This window comes from Streptomyces lavendulae subsp. lavendulae (genome assembly GCF_002803845.1).
In the GTDB taxonomy this organism is placed as follows: domain Bacteria; phylum Actinomycetota; class Actinomycetes; order Streptomycetales; family Streptomycetaceae; genus Streptomyces; species Streptomyces lavendulae.
In genome coordinates, this window is the sequence record NZ_CP024985.1 from 7,414,160 (window position 1) to 7,430,897 (window position 16,738).

Sequence of the window (16,738 nt, forward strand, 5' to 3'; positions counted from 1 at the left end):
ACGGGGTGTCCGGTCACTCTAGGTATCCGGAGCAGGAGCATCCACCCAATTTGCCGCCGCCACGGGCCCCGGCCTCAGTGGCACAGGGCCACGATGGACGGGTCGACCCTCCCGCGGGCCGCCGCGCACAGGGGCGCCATGTCGAACGTACGCCCCGGCGCGGGCCGGGCCGCGGGCGGCGCGGGCCGGCGGGCGCGCGGCTTGGCGGCGGGAGCGGGAGCGGGGGCGGCGGCGGGCCCGCGGTGGGCCGGCCCGCGGTGCGCCGGGCGGGCGGGGGAGTCGTCCCGGCGCGGACGGGCGGGCTCCGGGGCGGGCGCCGCTCCCGGCCCGTCGGCCCCGGGCCCGGCGGCGTCCGCGGGCGCCGGATCCGGCGGCGCAGCGGCCCCGGTCTCGGCGGGCGGAGCCTCCGGGAGCGGACCCAGGGGCAGTTCCCGCACCGGCGCCGGGCGGGCCGGGGCCGGTGCGGTACGGGCGGCTTCGGCGGTGCGGGGCGCCCCGGCGGGGTCCGGGGGCCGCACGGTCACGCACCCGGCGGTCAGCACGAGCACGGCGAGCAGCAGCGGCACGGACAGCGGCACGGACAGAGGCACGGACCGGCGCGCGCGCAGTGCCGCGGTCGGCGGCGCGGTCCGCGGCGGGGGCGCGGGAACGGACGGGGCGGGGCGGCCCGGCAGGGCCCGGCGCGAACGCATCCGCCCACCCTGCCGCACCGGAGCCCCGCCGGGCGCGCTCCTTCACACGGACGGGTGAGCCCCGCCCCCGGCACCGCCCCCGGAGAGCCGCGCGGCCGACCGCCCGCGCTCCGGGGGCCGATCGGCACGCTCCGTACGCGGTGCGCGGCGTACGGCGCTCGTGCCCTCCCGGCCGGTTACGTGGTCGGGCCAGCGGCTTTCACCCCGACGGCCCGCACGGCGCACTCTAGCAAGATCGACATAACCAGGTAATAAGGAGGTATAGGGACGGTAAAACGGATCCGGCGGCTCCGGGGCCGCCGCCGTAACCCGGGGGCCGCGCCCGCTGTTGCACACGCGGCGGGTCCACCCACGGTGAACGGAGTTCCCATGCCCCAGCTGACCGACGACCCCGAGCGCACGGGCACCTGGATGACCCCGGAGGAGTACGGGGCCTCGCGCGCCGCCCTCTGGACCGGAGCGGTCGTCCTCGTCACCGACCCCGACGGGCGGATCCTCGTCCAGAGCGTCGACTACCGCCCCGACCGGCTCCTGCCCGGCGGCGCGGTGGACGCCGGCGAGTCGCCCGCCGCGGCCGCCGCCCGCGAGATGCGCGAGGAACTCGGCGTCGACGGCCACTACCCGCGCGGGCTCGCCGTCGACTGGATCCCCGCCGACACCCCCGGCTTCCCGCCCGAGATGCGCTTCCCCGGCGAGATCCTGCACGTCTACGACGGCGGCACCTGGACCCCGGAACGGATCCGTTCCGTCCGGCTGCCCGACCGGGAGATCACCGGCATCGACTTCGCGGAACCCGCCGACCTGCCGGCCCTGATGGACCCGGGCGACGCCCGCCGCGCCCTGTCCGCGCTGCGCGCCCGGATCAACGGCTCCGGACCCGCCCTGCTGGAGGACGGCCGCCCCACCAACCCCACCGACCTCGACCGGCTGGGCGTCCTGCGCACCCGGCGCACCCCGCAGCACGGCACCTGGCACCCCGGCCCGCTCCCCGCGCACCTGCCCGTACGGGAACGCTCCGGCTGGCTGTTCGCCCCCGACGGCCGGGTGCTCCTGCTCATCGCCCGCGCCACCGGCGCCGCGCACCTGCCGGGCCCGGCGGCGGAACCCACCGCCGGGGCGCTCGCGCTCGGCCACCGGTACGCCGACGGGGGCGCCTCGGCCCGCACGGCGGCCCGGCTCACGGCCCTCACCCCGGCCGTGGACCCGGCGTACGCCCGGCTGCTGGCCACCCCGGAGCAGGTCCGCGAGCTCAGCGACTGGGGTCCGGCCGGCCGGGAGGAACTCGCGTCGGTGCACGCGGCCCGCGCCCGCCTCGCCCTCCCCGCCCCGCCCCGGACCCCGCCCACGGAACTGCCCGAACAGGGTCTGCGCTGGTGACGCCCCGTTCAAATCCCGCGCGGGCGGCAACCGGTCCCGCAGCATGGGGCCATGAGCGACAGCGTGATCGACTACACCCTCTACATCCAGGCGGATCCGGCCCGGGTCTGGCAGGCCCTGACCGAGCCGGCCCTCACCCGCCGGTACTGGGGCCTGAGCTTCGAGACGGACTGGGCGGTGGGTTCGCCCATGGCCTGGGTCGAGCGCGGCGCCCGCACCAGCGACCCGGCCCAGGTGGTCCTGGAGTGCGTCCCGGACCGCAGGCTCTCGTACACCTGGCACACCTTCAGCCCCCAGTGGGCCGAGTCCGCCGGCATCGGCGAGGAGCTGCGCGCCGAGCTGGCGGCAGAGCCGCGCACGACGGTGACGTACGAGATCGAGCCGGTCGGTGACACCCTCGCCCGCCTGACGGTCCGCCACGAGGGGTTCACCCCGGGCGGCACCCTCATCGGCATGTGCGCGCGGGCCTGGCCGATGCTCGCCTCCAGCCTGAAGACGCTGCTGGAGACGGGGGCCCCGCTGCCCGAACCGGGACACGAGTCCGGCCAGGGCGCAGGAGGGTACGAGGCCCACGGGCGCTGACCCTCGCCGTCCGCCCCGCCCGGGCCGCGGCCCGCGTCTCCCCGGCGGACGGCCTCCGCTGCGCCCGGCGGAGGGGCGCAGCGCCCCGGGCCGGGACTGCGATCATGGAATTCGACCCTTGATCGGAGTGCTGGCCATGGCATTTGAACACCACCGCGTCGTCATCACCGCCGCAGGACGGGACTTCGGGCGGACCCTTGCCCTCCGCTTCGCCGCGCAGGGCGCGGAGGTCCACCTCTCCGCCCGTACACCCGAAGCCGCGGCGCGGGTCCGCGAGGAGATCCTCGCCCAGGGGCACGACGCCGACCGCGTGCACGCGTACGCCTGCGACCTGACGGACCCGGCGTCCGTGCGGGGCTTCGCGGCCGCGGTCGCCGCCCGCGCGGGCCACGTGGACGTCCTCGTCAACAACGGGTCCCGCTACCAGCACGGCACCGACCTGCTGTCCGCCTCCGACGAGGACGTGGTGGAGACCCTCGCCTCCGGAGCCACCGGCACCGTCCTGGCGACGAAGGCCTTCCTCCCGCTGCTCCTGAAGTCGGGGATGCCGGACATCGTGACCATGGTCTCCGGCTGCGGGGAGCCGGGGAACCAGCGCTCGGACGCCCACGACTCCTTCTACGCGGCCAAGAGCGCCCAGGCGGGTTTCACCGCGACCCTCTCCCGCCGGCTCCGCGACCAGGGCGTCCGCGTGATCTCCCTCTACCCGCCGGACTTCGACAACCACGATCCGCTCTCGCAGGCCTGGGAGGGCGCCCCGCGCACGGCGAAGGACCCGTTGACCGCCCAGTCGCTGGTGGACTGCGTCTTCTTCGCCGTCGGGCAGCCCCGCGACTGCTTCATCAAGGCGTTCCACTTCGAGCAGGTCTGAGCCGGCCCGTCACCCCGCTCCGCGCCCGGGGTCCGGGGCTCCCGGGCGCGGAGGGTACCCCTGGGCGCCCCCCGTTCACGCCGGTCGTGTGGAATGGGAGGCATGGGGATACGCGACCACCAGACGAGCCGGCCGCCGGGAGGCGGTCCGGCGTACCCGGCCGCGGCGCCCGCGGGCACCGAGCCGGCCCTCCGCCGTCCCGTGGCGGACCCGGGGGAGGCACCGCAGGAGGCGTCCCGGGAGGCCGCCGTCCCCGGGCGGTGGCGCTACACCCGCCACCTCGACCGGCTGGCCGCAGTCGCCGCCGTCACGGGAGGGCCCCGGGCGGGCGGCCCGCGGGAGGCCGAGGCGGTCGCGGCCGTCCTGCGCGACCCCGACCCGGTGATGGCCGAGAGCGCGGTGGTCACCCACCTGGACCGCCGCGCGCCGCGGCTGCTGCCCGGCACGGAGTTCCCCGACTGGGCCCGCGCCCTGCACCCCGTCCTCGACGGCCACGCCTTCCCGGCCCGCAGGCTGCGCGAGTGGAGCCTGCTCAAGGCGATCGAGGCGGGCACCGACTGGAACCCGGCCGAGCTCGCCACGGCCTCCGACTGGTGCCAGAACACGGCCGCCCGCTCCCTCGCCTCCCGCGAGGCCCTGACCCTCCTCGCCGCTTCCGCCCGCACCCGTCGCGTGCGCAACACCGCCGCCCAGCGTCTGCGCAGGAGCGCGGCATAGGTCCGGTACGGGGTGTTGCCGCACCCCGTACCCGGCCCCACACTCACCCTCAGGCAGTCGGCGCCGGGGGGCACAGATGTGGCGGTTCATCCTTCTCGTTCCATCCGTCCTGCTGCTCGGGGCGGCCTGCGCCTGGCGGATCCGGGCCTTCCGGCGGATGGCCGGGCCACCGGTCCGCACACCCCGGCGCGCCGGGGAACCCCTGACGGTCTACGAGGTGGCCTACCTGCGCGACGGCCGGCGTGCCGTCGCCGAGACCGCGATGGCGGTGCTCCACGCCAACGGCCGGCTCCCGGTGGTCGGCACCTACGGGGTGTCGCCCGCGGGGCGGCCCCGCGAGGAGGTGGAGGCCGCGGTCTTCGCGGCGCCCGGCAACCGGCCCGCGCGCGACGCCCGGGCGGTCCGGTCGGCGGTCACGGCCTCGCCCGCCGTCGGCCGGGTCGTCGCCCGTCTGGTCGCGCAGGGCCTGGCCGTGGACGAGGCGTACGCCGGGCGGGCCCGGCGGGCCGAGGTCCTCGAAGCGGTCGCGGCGGTGGCGGCGGGCTGCGCGGGCGCCGGGGCCGTCGTCTGGTCCGTCCTCGCCGGGGACGGACCGCTGTGGCCGCTCGTCGCCTTCGCCCTCCCGCTCGGCGCCTGGGCGGTGGTGCGCGTCCGGCGTCCCCGCCGGTACGCCCTGGGGCACGGCACGCGGACGGGTCGCGCCCTCTACCGTGCGACCCTGGCCGACGACGCCTGGGAGCCGCGCCCGGCCCGGTCCGTCCAGCTGCCCACCCGGATCCGGGCGACCGTCGCAGCCGCGGCCCTGCGGGGCGTGACTCCCGGCGGGGGGCTCGCGGAGCTGGCCACGGCCCTGGCGGGCCCGCCCCCGCCGGTCCGCCCGAAAACCACCCCGGCCGGCTCGCGGGAGACCTCCGCCCCCACGGTCTCGGACCCGCCGGCCCTGGGGGGAGTGGGCTGCGGTGGCGGCTGCGCGGGATGCGGCGGATGCGGGGGAGGCCTGTGAGGTCCGCCCGGACCTGCGGCCGGGCGGAGCGGAGGGCGTAGTACCGAAAAGCTCGCCATCCGCCGTTCGGGGGTTTATCTTCTGCATACCTGGCCGGGTAACAGCGTTGGACCGATGCCATTCCGCTGGAGGATGACTCTCCGTGCAGCACGTTTCACAGGCTCCCGTCACCACCCCCGACGCCGAGCCCGCGCCGCCCGAGCCCCGTGCGTTCAGCGAGGTCAAGGGCTGGTTCTCGGCCTACGACCAGACGCTCTTCGACTGGTTCCTGAGCCGCCAGAACGCCACTTCCGAAGCATCGGGCGACATCCTCGAACTGGGTGCGTTCATGGGCAAGAGCGCGATCTTCCTCGCCGGATACCTGCGGGAGGGCGAGGAGTTCACGGTCTGCGACCTCTTCGACTCGCCCGCGCCCGACGACTTCAACCTGGCGGAGATGCGGGACTCCTACCCCACCCTCACGCGCCGCGGGTTCGAGACGAACTACCTGGCCTTCCACCCGGCGCTGCCCACCGTCATCCAGGCCCCGACCTCCGTGGTCGCGGACCGGGTGCGCCCCGGCAGCTGCCGCTTCGTCCACGTCGACGCCTCCCACCTGCACGAGCACGTGGTCCAGGACATCGCCTCCTCACGGCTGGTGGCCGCCCCCGACGCCGTCGTGGTCTTCGACGACTACCGCGCCGCCCACTGCCCCGGCGTCGCCGCCGCGGTCTGGGCGGCGGTGGCCACCGAGGGACTGCGGGTGATCGCCGTCTCCGCCTCGAAGCTCTACGCGACCTGGGGCGACCCGGTGCCGCACCAGTCGGCGCTGCTGGCCTGGCTGGAGGGCCGCACGGACCTGTGGCACGGCGTGGACGTGGTGGCCGGGCACCCGCTGGTGCGGATAGGCGACGAAGGGGTGGTGGCGCCGCCCGCGCCGCAGCCGCTGCGCCCGCCCGCGGAGCCCGTCGCGGCCCCGCCCGCCCCCGCGCGGCCCGCGGCGGGGAAGCCGGTCCACTGGCGCCGACTGGCCAAGGACCTGCTCCCGCCGCTGCTCACCCGCGCCATCGTGGCCCGGCGCCGGCGCCGCCGGGGCTGAGCACGGCACGTACGGCGACGGCCCCCACCCGGGCGGGTGGGGGCCGTCGCCGCGGCGTCAGGGCGTCAGGCCCTTGCGGACCCGGGCCGCGCGGCGGGCCTCGGCCGCCTGGCGCGCCTCGATGGTCTTGCGGGACTCCTTGCCCTTGCCGGGCCGGCCCGGGCGGGTGCCGATCCCGCGGAACCCGAGGTCGGTACCGCTCGGGCGGCCCTTGGCGTCGGTCGGCGCGGCCCCGGCCAGCGGTACGCCGGAGGGCGCCTTCGCCCCGGTGATCCGGCTCAGCGCCGCCTCGCCGGAGCGCACCTGGGTGATGGTGGGCCGGATCTTGGCGTCGGCCATCAGCCGCGTGATGTCACGCCGCTGGTTGGGCGTGATCAGGGTGACGACCTTGCCGGACTCACCGGCCCGGGCGGTCCGGCCGCCGCGGTGCAGGTAGTCCTTGCTGTCGGCCGGCGGGTCCACGTTGACCACGAGGTCGAGGTCGTCGATGTGGATGCCCCGGGCGGCCACGTTGGTGGCGACCAGCACGGTGACCAGGCCGTCCTTGAACTGCCCCAGGGTCCGGGTGCGCTGCGGCTGGGACTTGCCGCTGTGCAGCCCCTCCGCCCGTACGCCCATGGCCCGCAGGTGCTTCACGAACTGGTCGACGCCGTGCTTGGTGTCCAGGAACATCAGCACCCGGCCCTCGCGCGCGGCGATCTCGGTCGCCGCCGAGATCTTGTCCGCCGCGTGGATGTGCAGCACGTGGTGGTCCATCGTGCCGACCGAGGCCGACTGCGGGTCCACGGAGTGCGAGACCGGGTCCTTGAGGTAGCGGCGCACCAGCTGGTCGACGTTGCGGTCCAGGGTCGCGGAGAACAGCATCCGCTGTCCGGCGTGGTGGACCTGGTCCAGGATCTCGGTGACCTGGGGCATGAACCCCATGTCGCACATCTGGTCGGCCTCGTCCAGCACCGTGATCCGCACCCGCTCCAGGTGCACGTCACGCCGTCCGACCAGGTCGCTCAGCCGCCCCGGGGTGGCGACGACGACCTCCACGCCGGTGCGCAGCGCGCCCGACTGGCGGCCGATCGAGAGCCCGCCGACGACGGTGGCCATGCGCAGCTTCAGCGCCCGCGCGTACGGGTCCAGCGCCTCGGTGACCTGCTGCGCCAGCTCCCGCGTCGGTACGAGGACCAGGGCGAGCGGCCGCTTCGGGTCCGCCTGCTGCCCCGCCGTACGGGCCAGCAGGGCCAGGCCGAAGGCGAGGGTCTTGCCGGAGCCGGTACGGCCGCGGCCGAGGATGTCACGGCCCGCGAGGGAGTTGGGCAGGGTCGCCGCCTGGATCGGGAACGGCTCGCGCACCTCCTGCTCGGCCAGGGTCGTCACCAGCTCAGGGGGCAGGCCGAGTTCGTCGAACGAGGCCACCGGGGGCAGTGCCGGGGTGCCGGTCCGGGGCATGGCGAACTCGCCCTGCGGACCGAGGGTCCGCGGCGTCTTGCCGGCACCGCCGCGCTTGGCTCCCGGCTTGGAGCCTGCCTTCGCTCCGGCCTTGATGCCGAAACGCCCATGAGCTGACGGGTTCTTCATGCAGAACCTTCCGTGGAGAGAGCGGGAGGGGACGGGCGCGGCGGGCGGACGGGACCGTGAACGGCGACGAGCCGGGCCCGTACCCCTCGGTACGGCCCCGGCTCGTCGTACGTGTCCGCATCGGGCCAAAGCGCCCCGCGCCTGAAGTTTCCCGCCCATTTTACCAGTCGGGGCCTAGGGTGCCGCGGGGCCGGGTGGGTCGCCGCAGACCTCCTCGTGATGGGCCCGCATCTCCTGCGCCGCCCGCTCGAACCAGTCGGCGATGACGGCGATCTCGTCGGGGGTGTAGTCGGCGAACAGCGTGCCGAGCCGTGCGTAGAAGGGCTCGTACACGGCGACGACCCGCACGGTCGCCGCCGGATCGGCCACCACCCGTACGCGGCGACGGTCGTCCGGGTCCGGGCGGCGGTGCGCATAGCCGGCGCGCTCCAGGCGGTTGATCACCCCGGTGACGGCGCCGGTGGTCAGGTTGGTGAGTTCGGCGAGGTCGCCTGCGGAGAGCGGGGCGTCGGCGGCTCCCAGGACGTGGCCCAGGCAGGTCAGATCGGTGACGTTCAGGCCGAGCCGCTGCGCCATCTCCTGCTGCCCGATGAGCCCGAGTGCCACGAACCGGTCCATGCGCGCGAGAGCCTCCCCGGCCGTGACCGGGGGGCGGGTCTTGCCGTGCACCCACACACTCCTTAGTATCTAAGTTACTTAGCTCGTGAGATAAAAGATCCTGCTCCGAGCCTACCGCCGTCCGTACCTCCGAGGAGAAGTCATGAGCGCGCACGGACACGTCGACCTCGGCCACACCGTGGCCGGCTGGACCGGTACCGCCCTGGCCCTGCTGGGCGCCACCGGAGCCGGACTCGCCGTCTGCGCCGGCTGGGCCCCCGGCGTCTGGCTGGGCCTCGGAGTGGTCCTGCTGGCCGGGCTGGTCACCTGGCTCCTCCACCTCGCCGGATGGGGCAAGCCCAGCGGGCCCCGCCCGGAGGCCGAATGGGACTGGCGGGTCCGGGACACCGCCGCCCGCACGGGGCACGCGGACTGCCTGGGCTGCCGGGCCGGCGGGCCCCGGAGGGCCGCCGCGGCGGCCCTCACCCCCCGCTCCGCGGTGTCGCTGCCCGCCGGGGACGGCGACGCGTGAACGTCCCGGTCCACCCCCGGTTGGCCGCGCTCGGGGTGTGGCCCGCGTGACGGGTGGGCAGGATCGAGACGGCCGCACGTGCGGCCCGAGTGGAACGTTGAGAAGGATCAGCCAGATGGCAACAGGCACCGTGAAGTGGTTCAACTCGGAGAAGGGGTTCGGCTTCATCCAGCAGGACGACGGCGGCCCCGACGTGTTCGTGCACTTCTCCGCCATCCAGACGACCGGCTTCAAGGAGCTGGCCGAAGGCGCGAAGGTCGAGTACGACGTCACCCAGGGGCCCAAGGGGCCCCAGGCGGAACAGGTGGTCACGATCGGCTAGCGCCGCTTCACGAGAGCCCGGCCCGTGAGGGGAGCCCCCGCCGTTCGTCCGGCGGGGGCTCCCGCGCGGTGGCGGGCCGTCGGCCGGAGCCGGGTCCGGTCCGTCAGTCCTCCGCCACGGTGATCGCCGAGACGGGGCAGGCCCGCGCGGCCTCCCGGACGAGGGGGCTGCCGTGTCCGTCCTCCCGTCCCGGCAGCACCTCGCCCATCCCGTCGTCGTCCTGGGTGAACACCTGGGGCGCGGTCAGCGCGCACTGGCCGGCGCCGATGCAGCGGCCCTGGTCGAGCGAGATCCGCACGCCGCTCACCAGGCCACGGGGAGTTCGACCATGCCCTGGATGGTGTCCCCGGGCTTGAACGGGATCCGGTCCGGTTCGGCCGCCAGCCGCAGGCCCGGCAGGCGCCGGAACAGGGTCCCCAGTGCGATCTCCATCTCCGCGCGGGCCAGGTTCTGGCCCAGGCATTGGTGGATGCCGAAGCCGAAGGCCAGGTGGTGCCGGGTCGGCCGGTGCCAGTCGAGGGCGTCCGGCTCCGGGAACACCGCCTCGTCGCGGTTGATGACGGAGGTGGAGAAGACCACCCCGTCGTCCGGCCGGATGGTGACCCCGCCGACCGCGATCTCCTCGGTGGCCACCCGCAGCATGCCGTCGGCGATGGACAGGAAGCGCATCAGCTCCTCCACCGCCTCCGACATCAGCGAGGGGTCGGCCCGCAGCTCGGCCAGCTGCTCCGGATGGCGCAGCAGGGTGAAGGTGCCGAGCGAGATCATGTTCGCGGTGGTCTCGTGGCCCGCGATCAGCAGGATCGTGGCCAGGGAGACCAGCTCCTCGATGTCGGTCTCGCCGGTCTCCAGGCGGGTGGCGACGAGTTCGTCCAGCAGTCCGTCGCCCGGATCGGTACGCTTGCGCCGGATCAGCGCCTCCAGGTACGTGTCGAGCTCGTGGCGGGCGTCCTCGACGTCGGCGGGCTCGGGGCCGCGCAGCAGCCTGCGCGACTGGGCCTCGAAGAACTCGTGGTCCTCGTAGGGCACGCCGAGCAGCGCGCAGATCACCATGGAGGGCACCGGCAGGGCGAAGGCGCCGACCAGCTCGGCGCGCGGTCCGGCCGCCACCATCGCGTCGATCAGCCCGTCCACCGTCTCCTGGATCCTGGGCCGAAGGTCCGCCGTCCGCTTGACCGAGAAGCTCGGGATCAGCATCCGGCGCTGTGCGTTGTGCTCCGGATCGTCCACTCCGAGCAGGGCGGTGCGCCGGTTCTGGAGCCCCTTGAACCGCCGGGTGGGCGTGGGGAAGGACTCCTTGGTGCGGTCCGTGGACAGGCGCGGGTCGGAGAGCAGGGCCCGCGCCTGCGCGTGGCCGGTGACCACCCATACGGAGCGGCCGTCGAAGAGGGTGACCCGGGAGAGGGGTCGCGCCTCCCGGAGGGGCCCGTAGGCGGCCGGCGGGTGGTAGGGACAGGTGCGGTCCTGGGGGAAGGCAACGGCATCGGACATGGAAAGCAACACCTCGCAAGCGATGGTTCCGTCTCGCCGGACTCCATTACATGCCTGAGGCACCTATCTTACCTATGCCACTTTCGGCCAGTCTGCCCAGGTTCACCCGGGCGCGCTTTCCCGGCCCCGCCGGGGCTCCGGCTCACAGGTGGGTGTCGAGGAAGGTCCGGAACTCGTCCCCCGTCATCGGACCGGCGTGCGTCGCCACCGCTTCCCCGGACCGCAGCAGGACGACGGTGGGGGCGCCGGTCACCCCGTAGCGCAGGACCGCTCCGGGGCAGCGGGTGATGTCCGCGCGGACGGCGGTCAGGCGGCTCCCGTACTCCCGCGCCAGCTCCGCGAGGAGGCCCTCCATGGCCCGGCAGGCCTCGACGGCCTTCGGCCAGGTGCCGGTGAAGCAGACGAGCACCGGGCCCTCCGCCATGCCGACGATGAAGTCGAACTCTTCGTTCTCCAGTGGCCGGTGTACCCGACGGGTCATGGGGGTGCTCCTCGGTCGTTCGTCCGCGTGACCGTCAGCCTAGGCGGCGCCGAGCCGGGGGAGCGGGTCGGGCGGGGGCCGCCGGAAGGCCGGACCGGGCCGGATTGTCAGTGCCGCCTGTGAAGCTGGCCCCATGGACGACAGGATGCTGCGGCGCCGGGTCTACGGCGGCGACCACGACGACCCCGACCCGGGCCCACGGCCGGGCCACAGCTACGGCGAACTCGTCGGCGGCCCCCTCGACGGGCTGCTCCTCGACGTCACCGGCTGGAGCGCGCGCCAACTGGCCGAGGAGGCCCGGCTGCCCACCGAGATAGGGCGCTACGGGCCGGGCGGCCGGGCTCACTACCGCCGTCGGCCCGGCGACGGGGAGCACTGGGACTGGTCGGGCGACAGCCGGTAGCGGCGGGACGTGCGGACGGGCCCCCGATCCGCCGACGTGTGACCGGGGGCCCTGCACGTCTCTTCCGCCGCCGCCCGCCGATCGGATGCGCCGGATCCGGACGGATCAGGGCCGGGTGGCGGCCAGCAGGGTTGCGGCGGATTCCTCGGTGAGGTCCTCTGCGTGCGCCGGCAGCGGCTGCCCCGCGCGCAGGTGCCGGCGGACCACGGACAGCGGCAGGTCGACCAGGGCCAGGACCACGCGTTCGTGGTCCTGTGGGCTGCCCGCGCCGAGGGCTTCGGCGAGGGTTCCGAGGGAGCCGAACACGCGCTGGTTGCCCAGGTCCGCGCGTTCCCGGTGTTCCTCGGACCAGTCGGCGCGGCCGAACTCCGCGGCGCCGTAGAGGAGGAGCGAGGCCTCCTGCGGATGGGCGCGGCTCCACGAGACGACGTGCCGGGCGGCCGCGCGGGCCGCCGTACGGGGGTCGGCCGAGCTGCCGAGCGCGGCTGAGTACCCATCCTGGAAGCGCTCGACGGTACGCAGCCACACCTCGGCGAGCAGCGCCGCACGGCCGGGGAAGCGGTGGTACACGGATCCGCTCGGCGCGCCGATCGCCTGGGCGACGGCGGACATGGTCACGCCCGCCGGTCCGCAGGAGGCGGCCAGCCGGACGGCGGCGTCGAGGAACTGGTCGGTGTCGAAGCGGGGTGGTCTCGCCATGAATCAGAGAGTACTCTCCACATTATTAGAGACTGGTCTCTAATAATGCGAGGGGAGGACGCGTGGGCGTCTACAACGTGCACGAGCGTCTGCTGGAGGCCACGGCGGACGAGGTGGGCGCGCTCATCGACAGCCTGTCCGGCGGCGCGGCGGACCGGCTCTGGCCGCACCCGGACTGGCCCGCGGTGGAGTTCGACCGCCCGCTCGCGGTCGGCGCGACCGGAGGGCACGGCCCGGTCCGCTACACGGTCACCGCGTACGTGCCCGGGACCTGGGTCCGCTTCGCCTTCGGCGGGCCGCGCGGATTCCACGGCTTCCACGAGTACGCGGCGCTGCCGGTCGACGGGGAGCGCACCGTGCTGCGGCACACCCTCGCGATGAGGACCAGCGGCCCGGCGCGCCTGACCTGGCCCCTGGCCTTCCGGCCGATGCACGACGCCTGCCTGGAGGACAGTCTGGACCGCGCCGAGGCCGCCTGCACGGGCACGGTGGCCCGCCCGGCCCGCTGGAGTCCGTACGTACGCCTGCTCCGCGCGCTCGCGCGCTAGCGAGCGGCCGCCGACCGGCTCACGCTGCGGGCCCACAGCACCAGCGGGACCTGGAGCGGCAGCCGGCCGACGGCCACCGCGCGCAGGGCCGGCGAGCGGCGGCGGGCGTCCACCGCCATCTTCACGTTCGCCGGGAACACGCCGACGAAGAACGCCGCCGTCGCCAGCGCCGCCACCCGGCGGGTGCGCGGATGGGCCACGCCGACGGCCAGTGCCAGTTCGGCCGCGCCGCTCGCGTACGTCCACTGGCGCGGGGTGCCCGGCAGGGCCCGGGGCACGATGGCGTCGAACTGCTTCGGCAGGGCGGCGTGGGCCACCGCCGCCCCGGCCAGGAGGCCGGCGAGCAGGATCGGCGAGGAGGGGGTGCGGGGCATCGGGATCCTCTCGGAGGGGCCTGGGGCCGCGATCCTACTCGGCAGTAGCCCCGGCCGGTACGGGCCCGGGACATCCCCGCGGCGGCCGTCCGGCGGCCGTCCGGCGGCCGTCAGGCTGCCGTCGGGTGGCCGTCCGCAGGAAATCTTCGAAGAATTTTCCCGGAGCTGTCGATCCGGGCGCCTCCCGTTCGACGCAGGGGTGAGAGGCGGGGAACGTCCCCGCCCTCCCGACCGAGGAGTCACCATGCCGCGTTTCCTGAGCCTGATCCGCATCGACGAGCAGGACCTGCCCACCGACGGCTTCCCCGCGGACTTCGAGGAGCGCATGGGCGCTCTGATGGAGGAGATCACCAAGGCCGGGGTCATGCTCGACACCGCCGGGCTGCTCCCCACCTCCGAGGGCACCCGGGTCGACTGGTCCGGCGGGAAGCTCAGCTTCACCGACGGGCCCTTCACCGAGACCAAGGAGGTCGTCGGCGGCTACGCCCTGCTCCAGTGCAAGGACAAGGCCGAGGCCCTGGAGTGGACCAAGCGGTTCCTTTCGATCCACCCCACCAACTGGCACGTCGGCGCCGAACTGCGCCAGATCCAGGAGATGTGACGCTCCGCGCCCGCTCCGCGTTTGCCCCGCTCCGTCCCGGCTGCTCTGATGGGTGGCCGTGACGGCAGTGAGTACGGCCCAGGCGGTCGAAGCGGTGTTCAGGATCGAGTCCGCGCGGATCATCGCCGGCGTCACCCGCATCGTGCGGGACGTCGGCATCGCCGAGGAACTCGCCCAGGACGCCCTGGTCGCCGCCCTCGAACAGTGGCCGCTCTCCGGAGTCCCCGACCGGCCCGGTGCCTGGCTGATGGCCACCGCCAAGCACCGGGCGGTCGACCTCGTCCGCCGCAGGGAGACCTACGCGCGCAAGCTCGCGGAGGTCGGCCGCACCCTGGAGGACGTACCCCCGCCCGCCGAGCCCACGGCCCCGGACGACATCGACGACGACCTGCTGCGCCTCGTCTTCACCGCCTGCCATCCGGTCCTGGCCACCGAGGCCCGGATCGCGCTCACCCTGCGCCTGGTGGGCGGCCTCACCACCCAGGAGATCGCCCGCGCCTTCCTGGCCTCCGAACCCACCGTCGCCCAGCGCATCGTCCGGGCCAAACGGGCCCTGGCCAAGGCCGGGGTGCCCTACGAGGTCCCGTACGGCGCCGACCGCGAACAGCGGCTCGCCTCCGTCCTCGAAGTGATCTACCTGATCTTCAACGAGGGCTACGCGGCCACCGCCGGCGACGACCTCCTGCGGCCCGCCCTGTGCGAGGACGCCCTGCGCCTGGCGCGGGTGCTGACCGCCCTGATGCCGAAGGAGTCCGAGGTCCACGGACTCTGCGCGCTCCTGGAGTTCCAGGCCTCCAGGACCGCCACCCGCACCGGCCCCGACGGGGAGCCCGTGCTGCTCGCCGACCAGAACCGGGCCCGCTGGAACCGGCTCCTCATCCGGCGCGGAGTCGACGCCCTGCACCGCGCGGGCACCGGCCCGTACTCCCTCCAGGCGGCCATCGCCGGATGCCACGCGGCGGCCGTCCGCTACGAGGACACCGACTGGGCCACCATCGCCGCCCTCTACGGGCGGCTCGTCCGCCTGGTGCCCTCACCCGTCGTCGAACTCAACCGGGCCGTCGCCGTCTCCATGGCCGAAGGCCCCGCCGCGGCCCTGCCGCTGGTCGACGCCCTCGCCGGCGAGCCCGCCCTGCGCTCCTACCACCTGCTGCCCAGCGTACGGGGGGACCTGCTGGAGAGGCTCGGACGCGGACCGGAGGCCCGCGCCGAGTTCGAGCGGGCGGCCGCCCTCACCCGCAACGCCCGCGAACGGGACCTGCTGCTCGCCCGCGCCGCCGCCCTCCCGCAGGTCAGGCCCTGAGCGGGGCCGCCTGCTCCGCGGACCGCCGCGGCCCGGCCAGCCGGCCCGGCCGGCGGAACCCGCCCGTACGGGCGACGCTGCGCACGGTCTCGCGCAGCGCGTCCTGGAAGTCGCCCATCGTGCGGCGGGCCGCCGCGGTGTCCACGTAGAGCGAGTTCATGTGCAGTCCGTCCGCGTCCCGCTGGAACCACGAGCAGGCCCCGTTGGCGCGCGCCGACCACACGTGCGTGGCGGGCCGCCACTCGTGGTGGCGTTCCGCGCCCCGGCACTTGCGCATGTCGATGTACGAGAAGAAGTTCACCGGGTACGGCCAGGAACGGGCGGCGAACTCCTGCGGCGCCAGCAGCTCCCAGGCCCGCACGAACGGCACGTCGATGTGGGCGATCATCTCGCCGAAGCCCGCCCGGACCGCCGCCATCACCTGGGCGAAGTCGCGGCCGGGGGAGGCGTCGAACTCGATCGGCATGGTGTTGACGAACCAGCCCACCGCGTCGTTCCAGGAACCGCGCCCGCGCTCGCTCACCGGCATGAACCCGCGGTAGACGCCCGGACCGCCGGCGTCCCGCAGACAGACGGCGACCGAACCGAGCAGCCCCATGAACGGCTTCGCGCCCACCTCCAGACAGGTCTTCTCGAACACCTCGGCCTCGGCCGGATCCAGCAGCGACGAGGCCTCGTTGACGATCGGGTACATCCGGTCCGGCTCGACGCCCAGGTCCAGGGGGAAGCGGGGGAAGAACTCCCCGTTGCGGGCGATGAAGGACTTCCAGTAGTCCAGGCGTTCGTCGTCCGCGTCGATGGAGAGGTAGCGGCGGCGCTGCTCCTCGGCGAAGTCGAGGTAGCTGGGGACCGGCGGCAGGGCCCCTTCCTCGCCGCGCCGCAGGGCCTCGTACGCCGTCATCACCTCGCGGACCACGATCGGCATCGACATGCCGTCGCAGACGATGTGGTCGAAGGCGAGGTACACGGTCGCGGAGTCCGGGCGCAGCACCGCCCCCATGGTGAACAGCGGCCACGACAGGGTGTCGATGCTGCGCTTGAAGCGCTCCACCAGGAACGCGCGCAGCCGCTCCGCCGAGTCGAACGAGGCCACGTGCTCGGCCTCCAGGGCGAGTTCGCCGGGGGCCAGGGGCTCGCACGCCAGCTCACCGGCCAGCCGCCGGAACTCGCAGCGCAGCACCTCGTGCCGCCGGACGAAGCCCAGCAGGGCCCGGGCGAGGGCCACTTCGTCCAGGGCGCCCTCGACCTCGAAGGTGATGGCCAGCCACGAGGCGACGGGGTCGTCGGCGCCGCGGCTCTCCTCGGCGACGGTGAAGTGCTTGTCCTGGTTGAACGAGGCCCTCCTGCCGGCCGGGTCACCCCCGTCCGCGCCCGCCGGCCCGGCCGTCGACCGCAACCGCCACTCGACCACGCGCCCCGGCGCCACGTGGCGCAACTCCAGAGGAAACTGCCGCATTCCGTCATCCCTTCGCCCCCGATCCGACCCCGAGCGCCTAAC

General features: G+C 74.7%; 21 protein-coding genes. 12 read left to right on the plus strand and 9 right to left on the minus strand.

Annotation, left to right across the window (positions count from 1 at the left end; all coding sequences use genetic code 11):
* Nucleotides 1-74 precede the first annotated feature (74 nt).
* On the minus strand, nucleotides 75-692 hold the full coding sequence (locus SLAV_RS33175; protein ID WP_030231345.1) for a hypothetical protein: 618 nt from the start codon (nucleotides 690-692) through the stop codon (nucleotides 75-77).
* Nucleotides 693-1,061: 369 nt separating this feature from the next.
* On the opposite strand from SLAV_RS33175, the gene SLAV_RS33180 reads away from it, so the two are divergent.
* From SLAV_RS33180 to SLAV_RS33205, 6 genes are all read left to right on the plus strand, one after another.
* A complete protein-coding gene (locus SLAV_RS33180; protein ID WP_051841034.1) occupies nucleotides 1,062-2,069 on the plus strand; it encodes an NUDIX domain-containing protein in 1,008 nt (335 codons plus the stop codon).
* Nucleotides 2,070-2,120: 51 nt separating this feature from the next.
* Nucleotides 2,121-2,651 (plus strand): SRPBCC family protein, encoded by a 531-nt coding sequence (locus tag SLAV_RS33185; RefSeq protein WP_051841033.1) that lies wholly within the window; start codon nucleotides 2,121-2,123, stop codon nucleotides 2,649-2,651.
* A 136-nt stretch (nucleotides 2,652-2,787) separates the two neighbouring features.
* Complete coding sequence (locus SLAV_RS33190) at nucleotides 2,788-3,522, plus strand: SDR family oxidoreductase (protein ID WP_030231323.1); 735 nt, start codon at nucleotides 2,788-2,790, stop codon at nucleotides 3,520-3,522.
* A gap of 102 nt (nucleotides 3,523-3,624) precedes the next feature.
* A complete protein-coding gene (locus tag SLAV_RS33195; RefSeq protein ID WP_051841032.1) occupies nucleotides 3,625-4,239 on the plus strand; it encodes a hypothetical protein in 615 nt (204 codons plus the stop codon).
* Nucleotides 4,240-4,315: 76 nt separating this feature from the next.
* Nucleotides 4,316-5,242 (plus strand): TIGR04222 domain-containing membrane protein, encoded by a 927-nt coding sequence (locus SLAV_RS33200; RefSeq protein ID WP_030231314.1) that lies wholly within the window; start codon nucleotides 4,316-4,318, stop codon nucleotides 5,240-5,242.
* 142 nt (nucleotides 5,243-5,384) lie between these two features.
* Nucleotides 5,385-6,320 (plus strand): class I SAM-dependent methyltransferase, encoded by a 936-nt coding sequence (locus SLAV_RS33205; protein WP_030231312.1) that lies wholly within the window; start codon nucleotides 5,385-5,387, stop codon nucleotides 6,318-6,320.
* Nucleotides 6,321-6,377: 57 nt separating this feature from the next.
* Here SLAV_RS33205 and SLAV_RS33210 read toward each other — a convergent pair whose 3' ends face one another.
* Together SLAV_RS33210 and SLAV_RS33215 are read right to left on the minus strand one after the other, a co-directional pair.
* Nucleotides 6,378-7,889 (minus strand): DEAD/DEAH box helicase, encoded by a 1,512-nt coding sequence (locus tag SLAV_RS33210; RefSeq protein WP_078950375.1) that lies wholly within the window; start codon nucleotides 7,887-7,889, stop codon nucleotides 6,378-6,380.
* Between the two features lie 174 nt (nucleotides 7,890-8,063).
* Nucleotides 8,064-8,558: a MarR family transcriptional regulator gene (locus SLAV_RS33215; protein ID WP_030231306.1), complete on the minus strand. Its 495-nt coding sequence runs from the start codon at nucleotides 8,556-8,558 to the stop codon at nucleotides 8,064-8,066.
* A gap of 91 nt (nucleotides 8,559-8,649) precedes the next feature.
* Between SLAV_RS33215 and SLAV_RS33220 the strand changes: the two genes are divergently transcribed.
* Both SLAV_RS33220 and SLAV_RS33225 read left to right on the plus strand, forming a co-directional pair.
* Nucleotides 8,650-9,018, plus strand: coding sequence for an HGxxPAAW family protein (locus SLAV_RS33220; RefSeq protein ID WP_030231297.1), 369 nt, complete (start codon nucleotides 8,650-8,652; stop codon nucleotides 9,016-9,018).
* Nucleotides 9,019-9,133: 115 nt separating this feature from the next.
* Entirely contained in the window at nucleotides 9,134-9,340 is a 207-nt protein-coding gene (locus SLAV_RS33225) for a cold-shock protein (RefSeq protein ID WP_030231294.1), read from the plus strand.
* 103 nt (nucleotides 9,341-9,443) lie between these two features.
* Here SLAV_RS33225 and SLAV_RS33230 read toward each other — a convergent pair whose 3' ends face one another.
* The 3 genes from SLAV_RS33230 to SLAV_RS33240 all read right to left on the minus strand — a co-directional run bounded on the left by SLAV_RS33230 (nucleotide 9,444) and on the right by SLAV_RS33240 (nucleotide 11,312).
* Nucleotides 9,444-9,638, minus strand: a complete 195-nt coding sequence (locus SLAV_RS33230) for a ferredoxin (RefSeq protein ID WP_030231293.1) — start codon at nucleotides 9,636-9,638, stop codon at nucleotides 9,444-9,446.
* A gap of 5 nt (nucleotides 9,639-9,643) precedes the next feature.
* A complete protein-coding gene (locus SLAV_RS33235; RefSeq protein ID WP_030231290.1) occupies nucleotides 9,644-10,831 on the minus strand; it encodes a cytochrome P450 in 1,188 nt (395 codons plus the stop codon).
* 142 nt (nucleotides 10,832-10,973) lie between these two features.
* Nucleotides 10,974-11,312 (minus strand): thioredoxin family protein, encoded by a 339-nt coding sequence (locus tag SLAV_RS33240; RefSeq protein ID WP_030231287.1) that lies wholly within the window; start codon nucleotides 11,310-11,312, stop codon nucleotides 10,974-10,976.
* A gap of 133 nt (nucleotides 11,313-11,445) precedes the next feature.
* Between SLAV_RS33240 and SLAV_RS33245 the strand changes: the two genes are divergently transcribed.
* Nucleotides 11,446-11,715 carry a hypothetical protein gene (locus SLAV_RS33245; RefSeq protein WP_030231284.1) on the plus strand — a complete coding sequence of 90 codons (270 nt, stop codon included), beginning with the start codon at nucleotides 11,446-11,448 and terminating at the stop codon, nucleotides 11,713-11,715.
* Between the two features lie 105 nt (nucleotides 11,716-11,820).
* On the opposite strand, the gene SLAV_RS33250 is transcribed toward SLAV_RS33245, so the two are convergent.
* On the minus strand, nucleotides 11,821-12,414 hold the full coding sequence (locus SLAV_RS33250) for a TetR/AcrR family transcriptional regulator (protein ID WP_030231283.1): 594 nt from the start codon (nucleotides 12,412-12,414) through the stop codon (nucleotides 11,821-11,823).
* Nucleotides 12,415-12,476: 62 nt separating this feature from the next.
* Here SLAV_RS33250 and SLAV_RS33255 point away from each other — a divergent pair, with 62 nt between their 5' ends.
* Nucleotides 12,477-12,962, plus strand: a complete 486-nt coding sequence (locus tag SLAV_RS33255; protein WP_030231280.1) for a hypothetical protein — start codon at nucleotides 12,477-12,479, stop codon at nucleotides 12,960-12,962.
* Here SLAV_RS33255 and SLAV_RS33260 read toward each other — a convergent pair.
* Nucleotides 12,959-13,336 carry a DoxX family protein gene (locus SLAV_RS33260; protein ID WP_030231278.1) on the minus strand — a complete coding sequence of 126 codons (378 nt, stop codon included), beginning with the start codon at nucleotides 13,334-13,336 and terminating at the stop codon, nucleotides 12,959-12,961. The two genes, SLAV_RS33255 and SLAV_RS33260, sit on opposite strands and share 4 nt — an antisense overlap.
* A 244-nt stretch (nucleotides 13,337-13,580) precedes the next feature.
* Between SLAV_RS33260 and SLAV_RS33265 the strand changes: the two genes are divergently transcribed.
* Nucleotides 13,581-13,937 carry a YciI family protein gene (locus SLAV_RS33265; RefSeq protein ID WP_030231275.1) on the plus strand — a complete coding sequence of 119 codons (357 nt, stop codon included), beginning with the start codon at nucleotides 13,581-13,583 and terminating at the stop codon, nucleotides 13,935-13,937.
* Between the two features lie 67 nt (nucleotides 13,938-14,004).
* Nucleotides 14,005-15,240 (plus strand): RNA polymerase sigma factor, encoded by a 1,236-nt coding sequence (locus SLAV_RS33270; protein ID WP_030231272.1) that lies wholly within the window; start codon nucleotides 14,005-14,007, stop codon nucleotides 15,238-15,240.
* Here SLAV_RS33270 and SLAV_RS33275 read toward each other — a convergent pair.
* Complete coding sequence (locus SLAV_RS33275; protein WP_030231270.1) at nucleotides 15,230-16,696, minus strand: condensation domain-containing protein; 1,467 nt, start codon at nucleotides 16,694-16,696, stop codon at nucleotides 15,230-15,232. The genes SLAV_RS33270 and SLAV_RS33275 overlap by 11 nt on opposite strands.
* Nucleotides 16,697-16,738 lie beyond the last annotated feature (42 nt).

Bases quoted from the DNA above. Each gene is read 5' to 3' on its own strand.
- SLAV_RS33175 (WP_030231345.1), bottom strand. From the start codon at position 692: ATGCGTTCGCGCCGGGCCCTGCCGGGCCGCCCCGCCCCGTCCGTTCCC.
- SLAV_RS33180 (WP_051841034.1), top strand. From the start codon at position 1,062: ATGCCCCAGCTGACCGACGACCCCGAGCGCACGGGCACCTGGATGACC.
- SLAV_RS33185 (WP_051841033.1), top strand. From the start codon at position 2,121: ATGAGCGACAGCGTGATCGACTACACCCTCTACATCCAGGCGGATCCG.
- SLAV_RS33190 (WP_030231323.1), top strand. From the start codon at position 2,788: ATGGCATTTGAACACCACCGCGTCGTCATCACCGCCGCAGGACGGGAC.
- SLAV_RS33195 (WP_051841032.1), top strand. From the start codon at position 3,625: ATGGGGATACGCGACCACCAGACGAGCCGGCCGCCGGGAGGCGGTCCG.
- SLAV_RS33200 (WP_030231314.1), top strand. From the start codon at position 4,316: ATGTGGCGGTTCATCCTTCTCGTTCCATCCGTCCTGCTGCTCGGGGCG.
- SLAV_RS33210 (WP_078950375.1), bottom strand. From the start codon at position 7,889: ATGAAGAACCCGTCAGCTCATGGGCGTTTCGGCATCAAGGCCGGAGCG.
- SLAV_RS33220 (WP_030231297.1), top strand. From the start codon at position 8,650: ATGAGCGCGCACGGACACGTCGACCTCGGCCACACCGTGGCCGGCTGG.
- SLAV_RS33225 (WP_030231294.1), top strand. From the start codon at position 9,134: ATGGCAACAGGCACCGTGAAGTGGTTCAACTCGGAGAAGGGGTTCGGC.
- SLAV_RS33235 (WP_030231290.1), bottom strand. From the start codon at position 10,831: ATGTCCGATGCCGTTGCCTTCCCCCAGGACCGCACCTGTCCCTACCAC.
- SLAV_RS33240 (WP_030231287.1), bottom strand. From the start codon at position 11,312: ATGACCCGTCGGGTACACCGGCCACTGGAGAACGAAGAGTTCGACTTC.
- SLAV_RS33245 (WP_030231284.1), top strand. From the start codon at position 11,446: ATGGACGACAGGATGCTGCGGCGCCGGGTCTACGGCGGCGACCACGAC.
- SLAV_RS33250 (WP_030231283.1), bottom strand. From the start codon at position 12,414: ATGGCGAGACCACCCCGCTTCGACACCGACCAGTTCCTCGACGCCGCC.
- SLAV_RS33260 (WP_030231278.1), bottom strand. From the start codon at position 13,336: ATGCCCCGCACCCCCTCCTCGCCGATCCTGCTCGCCGGCCTCCTGGCC.
- SLAV_RS33265 (WP_030231275.1), top strand. From the start codon at position 13,581: ATGCCGCGTTTCCTGAGCCTGATCCGCATCGACGAGCAGGACCTGCCC.
- SLAV_RS33275 (WP_030231270.1), bottom strand. From the start codon at position 16,696: ATGCGGCAGTTTCCTCTGGAGTTGCGCCACGTGGCGCCGGGGCGCGTG.